This is a genomic window from Saccharopolyspora gloriosae, assembly GCF_014203325.1.
Classification (GTDB): Bacteria; Actinomycetota; Actinomycetes; order Mycobacteriales; family Pseudonocardiaceae; genus Saccharopolyspora_C; species Saccharopolyspora_C gloriosae.
Window position 1 is genome coordinate 4,798,501 of the sequence record NZ_JACHIV010000001.1, and the last position, 14,472, is coordinate 4,812,972.

The 14,472-nt window shown below is 71.4% G+C and carries 8 protein-coding genes; 4 read left to right on the top strand and 4 right to left on the bottom strand.

The window, feature by feature from the left end; genetic code table 11:
- The first annotated feature begins 130 nt into the window (after positions 1-130).
- Positions 131-841: a transglycosylase SLT domain-containing protein gene (locus BJ969_RS20855; protein ID WP_343071517.1), complete on the top strand. Its 711-nt coding sequence runs from the start codon at positions 131-133 to the stop codon at positions 839-841.
- On the opposite strand, the gene BJ969_RS20860 is transcribed toward BJ969_RS20855, so the two are convergent.
- Positions 835-1,572 carry a FadR/GntR family transcriptional regulator gene (locus BJ969_RS20860; RefSeq protein WP_246457039.1) on the bottom strand — a complete coding sequence of 246 codons (738 nt, stop codon included), beginning with the start codon at positions 1,570-1,572 and terminating at the stop codon, positions 835-837. The genes BJ969_RS20855 and BJ969_RS20860 overlap by 7 nt on opposite strands.
- Before the next feature lie 437 nt (positions 1,573-2,009).
- On the opposite strand from BJ969_RS20860, the gene BJ969_RS20865 reads away from it, so the two are divergent.
- A complete protein-coding gene (locus BJ969_RS20865; RefSeq protein ID WP_246457041.1) occupies positions 2,010-3,416 on the top strand; it encodes a GntT/GntP/DsdX family permease in 1,407 nt (468 codons plus the stop codon).
- Positions 3,417-3,907: 491 nt separating this feature from the next.
- Positions 3,908-6,196 (top strand): HelD family protein, encoded by a 2,289-nt coding sequence (locus BJ969_RS20870; protein WP_184481219.1) that lies wholly within the window; start codon positions 3,908-3,910, stop codon positions 6,194-6,196.
- A gap of 105 nt (positions 6,197-6,301) precedes the next feature.
- On the opposite strand, the gene BJ969_RS20875 is transcribed toward BJ969_RS20870, so the two are convergent.
- Complete coding sequence (locus BJ969_RS20875; RefSeq protein WP_184481221.1) at positions 6,302-7,033, bottom strand: fumarylacetoacetate hydrolase family protein; 732 nt, start codon at positions 7,031-7,033, stop codon at positions 6,302-6,304.
- 310 nt (positions 7,034-7,343) lie between these two features.
- Here BJ969_RS20875 and BJ969_RS20880 point away from each other — a divergent pair, with 310 nt between their 5' ends.
- Positions 7,344-7,997, top strand: coding sequence for a YdcF family protein (locus tag BJ969_RS20880; protein ID WP_425503570.1), 654 nt, complete (start codon positions 7,344-7,346; stop codon positions 7,995-7,997).
- A 44-nt stretch (positions 7,998-8,041) separates the two neighbouring features.
- On the opposite strand, the gene BJ969_RS20885 is transcribed toward BJ969_RS20880, so the two are convergent.
- Together BJ969_RS20885 and gltB are read right to left on the bottom strand one after the other, a co-directional pair.
- Positions 8,042-9,547 (bottom strand): glutamate synthase small subunit, encoded by a 1,506-nt coding sequence (locus BJ969_RS20885; RefSeq protein ID WP_184481225.1) that lies wholly within the window; start codon positions 9,545-9,547, stop codon positions 8,042-8,044.
- Positions 9,540-14,090, bottom strand: coding sequence for a glutamate synthase large subunit (gltB, locus tag BJ969_RS20890; RefSeq protein ID WP_184481227.1), 4,551 nt, complete (start codon positions 14,088-14,090; stop codon positions 9,540-9,542). Before gltB ends, BJ969_RS20885 begins: the two co-directional genes overlap by 8 nt.
- Positions 14,091-14,472: the final 382 nt, after the last annotated feature.

A 14,472-nucleotide genomic window follows, 5' to 3' on the forward strand; every position in this document is an offset into this window, starting at 1 on the left:
ACTCCCGGTCACCGGTGTACTCCGCGTGACGGGAAACGGGTTTCCCACCACGCGGATCTACGAAAGTAGGTACCTGCACACGTGGAAACCGCGATGTAGGCATACGGGCGGTGAGGGACTGTTGGTCCTCGTGAGTTCCCCCGACCACACCTTCCCCGAGGCCCTGACCACCCCCGACAGCACCACCGGCCCCAAGTCCCCGACCGCGCTGCTGCACCGGCTCCACGACAAAGCGGTCCCCGCGCTGCGGGAGCTGTGGAGCACCAGCGAAGCCATCGGCGCGCACCGCCTCACCCCGAAGATGCGGACCGCCCAGATCGCCGCCTCCGTCGTCGCCACCGGCGTGCTCAGCGCCGTGCTCGGCGGAGCCCCCGCGGCGGAACACACCCCCGAACCCCGCGCCGCCGCCCCGGTGGCCGGGCACGTCCAGCCCGGACCGGTGAGTCCCCCGAACACCGGTCCGGCGCTGGGCGGTGCGCCCGCCGACCCCGTGGGCGGCTGGATCAGCCAGGCCACGGCGGTGCTGGAAGCGCACGGCGTGCCCCGCGACCAGATCGACCCGGCGGCGCTGCGCACGATCATCGAGCACGAGTCCGGCGGCGACCCGATGGCCGCGAACGACTGGGACTCGAACGCGTCGGCGGGCACTCCGTCGAAGGGCCTGATGCAGACGATCGACCCGACGTTCCACTCGTTCGCGGTGCCCGGTCACCAGGACATCTGGAACCCGGTGGACAACATCGTGGCCGCGACCCGGTACTCCATCGACCGCTACGGCTCGGTCTCGAACGTGCCCGGCGTCGTCGGCGTCGGCTCCGGCGGTGGCTACGAGGGCTACTGATCGCCCTGCTGCTCGGTGGTGAGGCGTTCGAGGGTCCCCTCGAACGCCTCCTGCACCAGTTCCCGCATCGCCGACTCGGCGCGTTCGTGATCGCCGCCGCGGATGCATTCGGCGATCTCGCAGTGCAGCCGGACCGCGAGCGGCTTCGGGTGCTCCGGCATCAGGCCGTGCCCGGTGCGCCAGCGCAGCACCTCGCCGAACACGTCGCGCAGCTGCGCGAACATCTCGTTGCCGGACGCGGCCAGCACCAGGCCGTGGAAGTCGACGTCGGCCTCCAGGAAGGTCTCCAGGTCGCCGGAGCGGGCGGTGGCCACCATCCGCTCGGCCAGGCCGACGAGGCGGGCGGCCTGCTCGTGGTCGGCGTGCCTGGCCGCCGCCGCGGCGGCGACGGGTTCGACGGCGGTGCGCAGCTCCACCAGGGTCCGGACCTGCGCGGACCGGTCCACCGCGAGCAGCCAGCGGATCAGCGCCGGGTCGAAGGTGTTCCACTCGGCGCGCGGACGCACCACGACGCCGACGCGCTTGCGGCTGACCACCAGCCTGATCGACGCGAGCGTGCGCACCACCTCGCGGGCGACGCTGCGGGAGATGCCGAAGCGCTGCTCCAGCCCGTCGATGCGCAGCACGGTGCCGGGCGGGTGCTCGCCCGCGCTGATCTCGTGGCCGAGCACGTCGACCACCTGCCCGTGCAGTCCGCCGCTCACCAGGCTCCCCTCGTCCGTTCGCTTCAACTTAGGAGTCCTTTCAGCATGACCTTCGTGGCGGGTCGCTCTGCGGAACCTCAGTGGCTTCCTCGCTGCGGGATCTTTTTCCCAAGTGGCTCCGCCACGAGGGAAAAAGCCGTCCTCGCGAGGAAGCCACTGAGAACCCGCCGGTGGTCGTTGTGCTCAAGCCGGTCACTGCTCAGCGGCTTCGCCGCTGACAAGAAAAGACCAAAAGATCATTCCGCAAGGGCTCCTCATCTGGTCTCCGGACCGCTCGGCCCGCGGGGTGGCTGCGGCCGAGTGGCGGCAGGACGCGGGCCGTTCGGAGCCGGTCGTCGCCCGCACTATGCCTCGTGACTCGGTTAACAGAGCAGACTTAATCGGTTCATGAGCCGGAAAAGTCATACTTTTCAGCGATCTGCTCTTAAGGTGGGCCGCGCACCGAGCTCAGCGAGGAGCCCCTCATGCCTCTGATGTCCCTGCCCGTCGCGGGCACCCTGCTCGCGCAGGCACCACCCGGCGCCTGGAGCGGCCACGACACCCGGCTGCTGGCCGCCGCGGTCAGCGGCATCGCCGTGATCGTCGTGCTGATCAGCTGGGTGAAGATGCACCCGTTCCTGGCGCTGGCGCTGGGCGCCACCACGCTCGGCGTGGTCGCCGGGATGCCGTTCGAAGACCTCGTCGAGACGTTCACCGACGGGCTCGGCAAGACCGTCGGCGACGTCGGTCTGCTGGTCGCGCTGGGCGCGATGCTGGGCAGGCTGCTCACCGACACCGGCGGCGCCCAGCAGATCGTGGAGACGGTGCTCGAACGCACCACCCGGCGCACCCTGCCGTGGGCGATGGTGTTCATCGCCGCGCTGCTCGGGCTGCCGATGTTCTTCGAGGTCGGCGTGGTGCTGCTGGTGCCGATCGTGGTGATGGTCGCCGCCCGCTCCGAACAGCCGATGCTGCGGATCGGGATTCCCGCGCTGGCGGGGCTGTCCATCCTGCACGGCCTGGTGCCGCCGCACCCCGGCCCGCTGGCCGCGGTGGACGCGCTCGGCGTGGACCTCGGCACCACCCTCGCGCTGGGCATCGTCGTGGCCATCCCGACGGCCGTGGTGGCCGGCCCCGTGTTCGGCTCGTTCATCGCCAAGCGCGTGGAGCTGCCCCCGGCCTCGACGCTGCTGGGCAAGACGCCCGGCCCGGACGACGAAGGCAGGCGGCCCGGTTTCGCCCTGTCCGTGGTGATGCTGCTGCTGCCGGTCGTGCTGATGCTCGGCAAGTCCGTCGCCGACCTCGCCCTGACCGAAGGCAGCCTCGGCTACGTCGCGCTGGACACGCTGGGCACCCCCGTGGTCGCGCTGACGCTGACCGTGCTGATCGCGATGGCCACGCTCGGGCCGCGCTCCGGGCTGGGGCGCACCGCGCTGTCCGGCATCGTCGGCGGTTCGCTGCCGCCGGTCGCGGGCATCATCCTCATCGTCGGCGCCGGCGGCGGGTTCAAGGAGACCCTGGTCGAATCCGGGGTCAACACCATGATCACCGACGTGGCGGCGGGCGCGCACCTGTCGCCGCTGCTGCTGGCCTGGCTGATCGCGGTCGGCATCCGGGTCGCGACGGGCTCGGCGACGGTGGCGACCATCTCCGCGGCCGGGATGGTGGCGCCGCTGGTCGTGGGGCTGGACCCGGTGCACGGGGCGCTCGTGGCGCTGGCCATCGGCTCCGGTTCGCTGTTCCTGTCGCACGTCAACGACGCCGGGTTCTGGCTGGTCAAGGAATACTTCGGGATGACCGTCGGGCAGACGCTCAAGACCTGGTCGGCGATGGAGACGATCCTGTCGGTCGTGTCGTTCGTGGTCATCGTCCTACTGGACCTGCTGCTGTAGAGCGGCGAAGGGCCGGTTGAGGTGCCGCCGCGGCGACTCCGGTCGCTGCGGCGGCACAGTGCCGTCCGGTTGCCGCAGCGACCTTGGTCCGTCTTGGGTGCCTCCGGAGCAGCACGGGCGTCTTTGATCTTGTCGTTCCAGGTGAGCGGCGTTGTTGGTCGTTGTCTTGTCAGTGGCGGAGCCGCTGAGCAGTGATCAGCCTGAGCAGGACGACCACCGGCGGGTTCTCAGCGGCTTCCTCGCGAGGACAGCGATTTCGTGGTGTAGGGCTGCTACATGAGAAATCGATCCCGCAACGAGGAAGCCGCTGAGGTTCCGCTGAGCGACCCACTACTCAAGCCTCAAAGACAGGTTCCGGGGTGCCGTCGCAGCGGGACGGGGTGGTCATCGAGTGCCGGTATGATGGTTGGTCGGACTCTCGCCGGGGACGCATTCACGGCCCGTCGGCACCTCCGGTCCGACACATCATGTGAGCACAAGGTGGAGCCAAGTTGTCCAACGCCCGAGCAGATCGGGGACCCGACCGCACCGACGACCTGACCGCCGAGCAGCAGTACGTCTCGACGCTCTACGACAAACTCGACGAACTCCGCCGGGACGCCACGAAACGGCTCACCGACACGCTGCGCCAGACCGGCGGCACGCCGCAGGCGCGCACCGAACGCGACATCTCCACCACCATGTACACCGACAAGCTGACCCAGCTCAGCGCGGTGGAGCACGGGTTGTGCTTCGGGCGGCTCGACCTCGACAGCGACGAGGTGTTCCACATCGGACGCCTCGGCCTGTTCGACGAGGAACGCGAGTACGAACCGCTGCTGATCGACTGGCGCGCGCCGGCGGCCCGGCCGTTCTACCTGGCCACCGCCGCCGCCCGCGACGGCGTGTGGCGGCGCCGCCACCTGCGCAGCAAGTGGCGCACCGTGGTCGACCTGGAAGACGAGATCCTCGACCTCGACGCCGGTGAGCAGGGCAGCGACCTCGGCCTCGCCGGGGAGGCGACGCTGCTGGCGGCGCTGGACGCGCGGCGCACCGGGCAGATGGGCGACATCGTCGCCACCATCCAGGCCGAGCAGGACCGCATCATCCGCGCCCCCATGAACGGGGTGCTGGTCGTGCAGGGCGGTCCCGGCACCGGCAAGACGGCGGTGGCGCTGCACCGCGCGGCGTACCTGCTCTACACCTACCGCGAGCAGCTCACCAAGCGCGGCGTGCTCGTCGTCGGGCCGAACTCGACGTTCCTTCGCTACATCGGCCAGGTGCTGCCGTCGCTCGGCGAGACGGGCGTGCTGCTTTCCACCGCCGGAGAACTGTTCCCCGGCGTCTCCGCCACCGCCCCCGAATCCGCGGAGGCCGCGGAGATCAAGGGCCGCGGCGTGATGGTGAACGTGCTCAACTCGGCCGTGCGCGACCGCCAGCGGGTCCCGAAGGAACCCATCGAGGTCCTGTTCGACCGGGAACCGCTGTCGGTGGGCAAGAACCTCGTCTCGAACGCCCGCAGCCGCGCCCGCCGGTCCCGCAAGCCGCACAACCACGCGCGCAAGATCTTCCGCAAGGAGATGATCTCGGGCCTGACCAACCAGGTCGCCGACCGGCTCGGCCGGGACCTGCTGGACCGGCGCGACCTCGACGACATCGGCGCCGAACTGCGCGCCGACGACGCGGTCACCGAGGTCCTCGACTCGCTGTGGCCGCAGCTGACGCCGCAGCAGCTGCTCGACGACCTGCTCAGCACGCCGAAGCGGCTCACCACCGCCGCCCGCAAGCACCTCACCGACCAGGAACGCCAGGCGCTGCTGCGCGCGCCCGGTTCGGACTGGACGCCCGCCGACGCGTCGCTGCTGGACGAACTGGCCGAACTGCTCGGCGAGGACGACACCAAGGCCCGCGAGGAGCAGGCCCGCCAGGAACGCGAGGAGCTCGCCTACGCCCAGGGCGTGCTGCACCTGATGGAGCAGGACGAGGAGATCGCCGACGAGGAACGGCTGCGGGTCTCCGACGTGCTCGACGCCGAACTGCTCGCGCAGCGCCACCGCACCCGCAGCGACCTCACCGCCGCCGAACGCGCCGCCGAGGACCGCACCTGGACGTTCGGGCACGTCATCGTCGACGAGGCGCAGGAGCTCTCGACGATGGCGTGGCGGGTGCTGATGCGCCGCTGCCCGAGCCGGTCGATGACGCTGGTCGGCGACATCGCGCAGACCGGTGCGCTCGGCGGCGCGGCCTCCTGGCACGAGGTGCTCTCGCCATACGTGATGGACCGGTGGCAGCTCGCCGAGCTGACGGTGAACTACCGGACCCCCGCGGAGATCATGTCGGTGGCCGCCGACGTGCTCGCGGCTATGGACACCGACCTGGAACCGCCGGCGTCGGTGCGCACCAGCGGGCACGCGCCGTGGACCCGGCAGGTGCCGGAGTCGGACCTGCCCGCGGTGCTGCCGGAACTGGTGCGCGCCGAACTCGACGCCGTCGACGGCACGCTCGCCGTGCTGCTGCCGCCGGAACACCTCGACGAAGTCGGCGCTCGGATCGCCGAGCAGGTGCCGGAAGCGGAAGTCGGCGACCAGCAGGACGAGCTGGAAGCGCGGGTCGTGGTGCTCACCGTGGACCAGGTCAAGGGCCTGGAGTTCGACTCGGTGCTGGTGGCCGACCCGGACCGGATACTGGGCGAGTCCGCGCGCGGGCTCAACGACCTGTACGTGGCGCTCACCCGATCCACCCAGCGCCTCGGGGTCGTGCACACCTCGGGGGTGCCGTCGGTGCTCGGGGGACTCGCGTAGGGGGCCCGCGGTCTCGGTGTTCTTCTCGCACGGGCGGCTCCGCCGCGCCCGGCGGTGCCGTCCTCGCGAGAAGAACGCCGAGCACCCGCCTGCTCGGGCGCGGGCTCAGGCCGTGACCACTCGGCTCGTGAGCTCGCCGATGCCGTCGATCTCGGCGACCAGCGCGTCGCCCGGTTCGATCGGGCTGATCGTGCCGGGAGCGCCGGTGAGGACCACGTCCCCCTTGTTCAGCTCGACCAGCGTGGACAGGTGGGACAGGGTTTCCGGGATGCCGCGGACCAGGTCCGCGGTGGAGCCCGCCGCGACCCGCTCACCGTTGCGGCGCAACGTGATCGCCGCGTCCGCGGGGTCGAACCGCGTCTCGATCCACGGGCCCAGCGGCGTGAACCCGCGCCTGCTCTTCGCCGCCGTCGACAGCGGATCGCGGCGCTGCTCGTCGCGGGCCGTGACGTCGAGCGCGATCGTGTAGCCGAGCACGCGGGTCAGCACCAGCTCCGGATCGGCCTGCCAGATCGGCGATCCCACGACCACCGCCAGTTCGGCCGCGGCCTCCACCAGGCCGATCCCGGACGGCAGCGGAATCGCACCGCCCGGCCCCACCACGCTGCCCACCGCCTTCAGGAACGTCGCCGGTGGCAGCACCTCGCCCGTCTCGTCGACCCGGCTCGCCACGCCGAACACCGTGCCCGGCAGCACCGGCGCCAGCAACGACTCGGGGCTGCGGAACGGGTCGCCGATCGGCACCTCCGCGGTGGGTTCCGGCAGCGGGTGCAGCACCCCGCCCACCAGCGCCCCGGACTGGGGGCCGGACGCGGCCTGGTAGCGCACCAGTCTCATGCGACGCACTCCACGAGTAGTAGGGATTCCGTTCGGTCCGGAACGCGGCGCGCCGAGCCCGTGCGGTGCCGTGCGGCCATCCCATCAGGTAGGTGCCACCGCAACCAACGGTCCACGGAGGAATCGGCGAGACCGTGAACTCCCTCACGCGCCCGGCGGTGGCGGAGATCTCGGCCGCGCGGAGAACGGGTCGCTCGCCGGGCCCCGCCGCACGACCTCGTGAGATTCTCGGGCCCCGCCGGATATCCGGTGGGTGGCCGCGAGATGAGCGATCATCGTCCGGCGGTCGGCGACGAGAGAGGTGAGCGCGGTGGCGGTGCCGGCGGAGTCGGCGGCGGACGTGCGGACGTTGTGGGACTACCACGACCTCCGGCAGGAACCGCGCCGCTGCGACGTGGGCGTGGGCCTCGGCAGCCACGACCTCGGCGTCGCGACGCGCACCGCCGAGCTCTACCACCAGGGCTGGTTCCCGCGGATCGTGTTCACCGGCGCCAACGCGCCCACCACCGTCGAGCGGTTCCCGCGCGGCGAGGCGGTGCACTTCCGGGAGCACGCGCTGGAACTCGGCGTCCCGGAGGCGGCCATCGAGGTCGAGACCGCGGCCACGAACACCGGGGAGAACATCGAGTTCACCCGCGCGCTGCTGGCAGAGCAGGGCCTGCTGCACGCCCGGATCATGTTGATCTCACGCCCCTACCAGCAGCGCCGCGCCCTCGCGACGGCCCGGAAGCGCTGGCCCGAAGCCGAATTCCGCTGCGCCGCGACCGCGCAGTCGCTGGAGGAGCACGTCGAGAGCATCGGCGACGCGGACCGGGTGATCGCCATGCTGGTGGGCGACACGCAACGCATCACCCGCTACGCCGAGCTCGGCTTCGCCGTGGCGCAACCCGTGCCCGCGGAGGTGCACGCCGCCTACCTGCGGCTCGTCGACGCCGGATACACGGCGCGCCTCGTCCGGGACTGACCGGTCGCACCGCCCCGCCGGGCGGGGCGGTGCGACGGGGTCGGCTACACCACCGCCAGCGGCAGCGCCGTCGGGTGCACCGGGGACGGCAGGTCGGAGGCACCGGTGAGGTGCGCGTCCACCGCGTTCGCCACCGACCGGCCCTCCGCGATCGCCCACACCACCAGCGACGCCCCGCGGTGCGCGTCACCGCAGACGAACACGCCCGGCGCGGAGGTCTCCCAGTCGGAGCCGCAGCCGATGGTGCCGCGACCGGACAGCTCGATGCCGAGGCCGTCGAGCAGCGGCATGTGCTCCACGCCCTCGAAACCGATCGCCAGCAGCGCCAGGTCGCACGGCAGCTCCTGCGGGGCGTCGGAGACGGGCACGACCTGCCGCTTGCCGTCGGCGTCGCGCTCCACGCGCACCTCGCGCAGCCGCACCGCGCGCACGTGGCCCTCGTCGTCGCCGACGAACTCCTCCACGGCGACGGCGAACTTCCGCTCCCCCGCCTCCTCGTGCGCCGGGTAGGTGCGCAGCACGTACGGCCACGTCGGCCACGGCGACAGGTCGTCGTCGCGCCGCGTCGGCGGCTGCGGGTACTGGTCGAGCTGCGTCACGCTCAGCGCGCCCTGGCGGGTCGCGGTGCCGTAGCAGTCGGCACCGGTGTCGCCGCCGCCGATGACGACGACGTGCTTGCCGCGCGCGGAGATCGGCGTCGGGCCGTCGCCCTCGACCTCCTTGTTCGCCGGCACCAGGTGCTCCATCGCCAAGTGCACGCCGTCGAGGTCCCGGCCGGGCACCGCGCGGTCGTCCCGGCCGCGCAGCGCGCCCACCGCGAGGACCACCGCGTCGTGGTCCGCCCGCAGCTGCGGCACCGTCACGTCGGCGCCGACCTCGCAGCCGGTGACGAACCTGGTGCCCTCGGCGCGCATCTGCCCCAACCGGCGGTCCAGGACGGACTTCTCCATCTTGAACTCGGGAATCCCGTAGCGGAGCAGGCCGCCGAGGCGGTCGTCGCGCTCGTAGACGGTCACCTCGTGCCCGGCGCGGGTGAGCTGCTGGGCCGCGGCGAGCCCCGCGGGCCCGGAACCGACGACGGCCACCCGGTGGCCGGTGCCGACCTCGGCGGGCTGCGGCTGCACCTGGTCGTGCTCCCAGCCGACCTCCGCGATGGTCTCCTCGACCCGCTTGATCGTCACCGCTCCCCCGGCGTCCGGGGAGATCGCCAGCACGCACGCCGCCTCGCAGGGGGCCGGGCAGAGCTTGCCGGTGAACTCGGGGAAGTTGTTCGTCGCGTGCAGCCGCTCGCTCGCCTGGTCCCAGTGGCCGCGGCGGACCTGGTCGTTCCACTCCGGGATGAGGTTGCCCAGCGGGCAGCCCGCGGAACCGGAGTGGCAGAACGGGATGCCGCAGTCCATGCAGCGCGCGGCCTGCGTGGACACCTCCGCCTTTCGGTCCGATGTGGACAGTGCCGCGTAGACCTCGCGCCAGTCGCCGAGCCGCTCGTCGTAGGAGCGCTTCGGGGCCTCGGCCCGGGAGAACTTCAGGAAACCCTTCGGGTCAGCCACGGGACGCCTCCATGATCGCCTCTTCGACGTCGCGGCCCTCGGAACGGGCCAGCCGCATCGCCTCCAGCACCCGCGCGTAGTCGCGCGGCATGATCTTCGCGAACGCGGCCGAGCGCCGCGTCCAATCGCCCAGCAGCGACGCCGCCACCGTGGAACCGGTGCACTCGTGGTGGCGCCGCACGACGTCGTGCAGCCAGCGCAGGTCCTTCGCCGTCGGCTGCTGCACGTCCACCATCGCCGTGTTCACCCGCACCGGATCCAGGTCCAGCACGTAGGCGATGCCACCGGACATGCCCGCCGCGACGTTGCGCCCGGTACCGCCGAGCACCACGGCGCGACCGCCCGTCATGTACTCGAAGGCGTGGTCCCCGGCGCCCTCGGCGACGGCCGTGGCACCCGAGTTGCGCACGCAGAACCGCTCACCGACCTGCCCGCGCAGGAAGAGCTCGCCCGCCGTGGCGCCGTAGCCGATCACGTTGCCCGCGATCACCTGGTCCTCCGCGGCGAACGCCGAAGCCGGATCGGGACGCACCACCACGCGCCCCCCGGACAGGCCCTTGCCGACGTAGTCGTTGGCGTCGCCGATCATCTCCAGCGTCACGCCCGGCGGCAGGAACGCGCCCAGCGACTGGCCCGCCGAACCCTCCAGCTCCACGTGGATCGTGTCGTCGGGAAGGCCGTCGCCGCCGAAGCGGCGGGTGACCTCCGCGCCCAGCAAGGTGCCGACGGTCCGGTTCACGTTGCGCACCGGCAGCCGCAGCCGCACCGGGTGCGCGTCCTCCAGCGCCGCCTCCGCCAGCTGGATCACCGTGCGGTCCAGGGCGTGCTCCAGCCCGTGGTCCTGCTCGCGCACCCGCCGGCGCACCGGCGAATGCGGCGCCTCCGGCTCCGCGAACACCGGCGTCAGGTCCAGGCCCGTCGTCTTCCAGTGCTCCACGGCCTCATCGGTGCGCAGCGCGCCGACCTGGCCGATCGCCTCGTCCAAGGTGCGGAAGCCGAGCCGCGCCAAGTGCTCGCGGACCTCCTCGGCGACGAACTCGAAGAAGTTCACCACGTGCTCGACCTGGCCCGTGTAGCGCTGGCGCAGCTCCGGGTTCTGGGTGGCCACGCCCACCGGGCAGGTGTCGAGGTGGCAGACGCGCATCATCACGCAGCCCTCGACGACCAGCGGGGCGGTCGCGAAGCCGTACTCCTCGGCGCCCAGCAGCGCCGCGATCACCACGTCGCGGCCGGTCTTCATGCCCCCGTCGACCTGCACCGTGATCCGGTCCCGCAGGCCGTTGAGCAGCAACGTCTGCTGCGTCTCGGCCAGCCCGATCTCCCACGGCGTGCCCGCGTGCTTGAGCGAGGTCAGCGCCGCCGCACCGGTCCCGCCGTCGTGGCCGGAGATGAGCACCACGTCGGCGTGCGCCTTGCTGACACCCGCCGCGACCGTGCCCACGCCGACCGAGCTGACCAGCTTCACGTGCACCCGCGCCCGGTCGTTGGCGTTCTTCAGGTCGTGGATGAGCTGCGCGAGGTCCTCGATCGAATAGATGTCGTGGTGCGGCGGCGGCGAGATCAACCCGACGCCCGGCGTGGAGTGCCGCGTCTTCGCGATCCACGGGTACACCTTGTGCGCGGGCAGCTGACCGCCCTCGCCCGGCTTCGCGCCCTGCGCCATCTTGATCTGCACATCGGTGGCGTTGACCAGGTATTCGCTGGTCACGCCGAACCGGCCGGAGGCGACCTGCTTGATGCCGGAGCGGCGCTCGTCGTCGTAGAGCCGGTCGGCGTCCTCCCCGCCCTCACCGGAGTTGGAGCGGCCTCCGATGCGGTTCATCGCGATGGCGAGCGTCTCGTGGGCCTCCGCGGAGATCGCGCCGTAGCTCATGCCGCCGGTCGCGAACCGCTTCATGATCTCCGAGATCGGTTCGACCTCGTCGATCGAAATCGGCTCCCGGCCGCTGCTGAGCTCGAACATGCCGCGCAACGTGCCGCCCTGGCGGGCCAGCCGGTCGCACTCGGCGGTGTAGGACCGGTACGCCTCGACCTTTCGGGTCTTCGTGGCGTGCTGGAGCAGGAACACCATCTCCGGCGAGAACAGGTGCAACTCACCCTCGCGGCGGTAGGAGTACTCGCCGCCGACCTCCAACCTGCGGTGCGCCCGCTCGGTCGGGTTCTCCGGGTAGGCGCGGCGGTGCCGCTGCGCGACCTCCTCGGCCAGCACCTCCAGCTCGACCCCGCCGAGCTGGGTGCCGGTGCCGGTGAAGTACTCCGCGACGAGCTCCTTCGACAAGCCCACCGACTCGAAGATCTGCGCGGCCGTGTAAGCGCCGACGGTGGAGATGCCCATCTTCGACATCACCTTCAGCACGCCCTTGACCAGCGCCTGCACGTAGTTGCGGATCGCCACCCGCGGCCGGATACCGGTGATCTGGCTCGTCGAGATCATGTCCTCGATCGTCTCGAAGGCCAGGTACGGGTTGACCGCGGCGGCGCCGAACCCGAGCAGCGCGGCGATGTGGTGCACCTCGCGGGCGTCGCCGCTCTCCACCACCAGCGCGACCTTCAACCGCTCCTTGGTCCGCACCAAGTGGTGGTGCACGGCGGAGACCAGCAGCAACGACGGGATCGGCGCCATCCGGTGATCGGAATCCCGATCGGAGAGCACTAGTACCCGTGCGCCCGCGCTGATCGCCTCGGAAGCCTCCTGGCGCACCCGTTCGACGGCCTCGGCCAACGCCTCGCCACCACCGCCGGCCTCGTACAGGCCGGAGAGCACGGTGCAGGCGAAACCGGGCAGGTCCCCGTCGGAGTTGATGTGGATGAGCTTCGCCAGCTCATCGTTGTCGATCACCGGGGTGGGCAGCACGACATGCCGGCAGGACGCCGCGACGGGCTCCAGCAGGTTCTGCTCCGGCCCCATCACACGCGCCACCGACGTGACGATCTCCTCCCGGATCGCATCCAGCGGCGGGTTCGTGACCTGCGCGAAGTGCTGCACGAAGTAGTCGTAGAGCAGCCGGGAGCGCTGCGAGAGCGCGGCCTGCGGCGTGTCCGAACCCATCGAGCCCAGCGGCTCGGCGCCACCGGAGGCCATCGGCGCCAGCAGCAGCGCCAGCTCCTCCTCGGTGTAGCCGAACGTGAGCTGGCGGCGCACCACCGACTCGTGGCTCTGCACCACGTGCTCGCGATCCGCGAGCTGCCCCAGGTTCAACTGGCCCGCGTGCAGCCACTCCTCGTAGGCGTGCTGCTCGGCCAGCGCCGTCTTGATCTCGTCGTCGTCGACGACGCGGCCCTGCTCGGTGTCGATCAGGAACATCCGGCCCGGTTGCAACCGGCCCTTCGCGACGACCTCCTCCGGCTTCAGGTTCAGCACACCCGACTCGCTGGCCAGCACCACGCGGTCGTCGGCGGTGCGCCACCACCGCGCCGGGCGCAGCCCGTTGCGGTCCAGCACCGCGCCCACCAGCGAACCATCGGTGAACGTGACGCAGGCGGGCCCGTCCCACGGCTCCATCAGGCCCGCGTGGAACCGGTAGAACGACTTGCGCTTCGGATCCATCTCGGCGTGGTTCTCCCACGCCTCCGGGATCATCATCAGCACCGCGTGCGGCAGGCTCCGCCCGCCCAGGTGCAGCAGCTCCAGCACCTCGTCGAACGAGGCCGAGTCCGAACCGTCGTCGGCGCAGATCGGGTACAGCCGGGACAGGTCGCCGGGGATCACGTCGGAGGCCAGCAGCGCCTCCCGCGACCGCATCCGGTTCCGGTTCCCGCGGATCGTGTTGATCTCGCCGTTGTGCGCCATGTAGCGGAACGGGTGCGCCAGCGGCCACGACGGGAAGGTGTTCGTGGAGAAGCGGCTGTGCACCACCGCGATCGCCGACGCCAGCCGCTCATCGGTGAGGTCCGGGAAGAACAGCGGCAGCTGCTCGGTGGTGAGCATCCCCTTGTAGACCAAGGTGCGCGCCGACAGCGACGCGAAGTACAGCTCGGCGCCCGACCGAGCCGACTCCCGCTCGGCGCGCTTGCGCAGGCAGAACGCCAAGCGGTCCAGCTCCAGCCCGGCCTCGCCCGCGAGGCCCTCGACCAGCAGCATCGAGAAGTGCGGCATGCACTCCAGCGCGGTCGTGCCGACCCCCGCGCGCTCCGGCGTGATCGGCACATCCCGCCAGCCCAGCACGCGCAGCCCCTCCTCGGCGGCGAGGCGTTCCACGAGGGACACCGCCGCCGCGCGGCGCTGCGGATCCACCGGCAGGAACCCGATGCCCGCGGCGTAGCGCGCCCGGCCCGCCCCGTCCGGCTCCGGCAGGTCGAAACCCGGACATGAGCGCAGCAGCTCGTCCGGCAGCTGCACCAGCAGCCCCGCACCGTCACCGCTGGTCGGTTCCGCCCCAGCGGCCCCGCGGTGATCGAGATTCGCCAGTGCGGTCAACGCGTCGGCCACGATGCCGTGCGAACGACGGCCCTGGACGTCGGCCACCATGGCGACACCGCAGGAATCGTGCTCGGCAGCGGGGTCGTACAGACCCTGCGTGGCGGGAAAGGCAGAGAAGACCACTGCGCAAACCTCCCTCGTCGGTTCTCGTGCTGGGAGAACACCGCGAAGCGCGCGATGATCTCTTCCGGGCACGGGACGACGCTGGCCCGCGTGGGCGTCCGGCGCTGGACGGATGATCGGCCGAGCCGGGCAAGGGCACCGCACTCGGCGAAAGCAGGTCCGGTCGGCGAGCCGGAACGCTGCGGTGGACCGCGTCGGCTCCAGCGGAGAGCACCGCCGTTCCGGCGGGCGGAGCGGTCGGATTCTTCAAGCACCAGGCCACGACGGGCACCCTTGCCACGACCGGAGTTCGTCGAACCTTAACAAGCACGATACCCGGAAGCAGCACCGCAAGTCAGCTCTCCGCCGACGTGAATATTCCGACTTCCCGGCGAACGGCGCC

Excerpts from the sequence above, each read along its gene's own strand:
- BJ969_RS20865 (WP_246457041.1), top strand. The coding sequence starts at position 2,010 with ATGCCTCTGATGTCCCTGCCCGTCGCGGGCACCCTGCTCGCGCAGGCA.
- BJ969_RS20875 (WP_184481221.1), bottom strand. The coding sequence starts at position 7,033 with ATGAGACTGGTGCGCTACCAGGCCGCGTCCGGCCCCCAGTCCGGGGCG.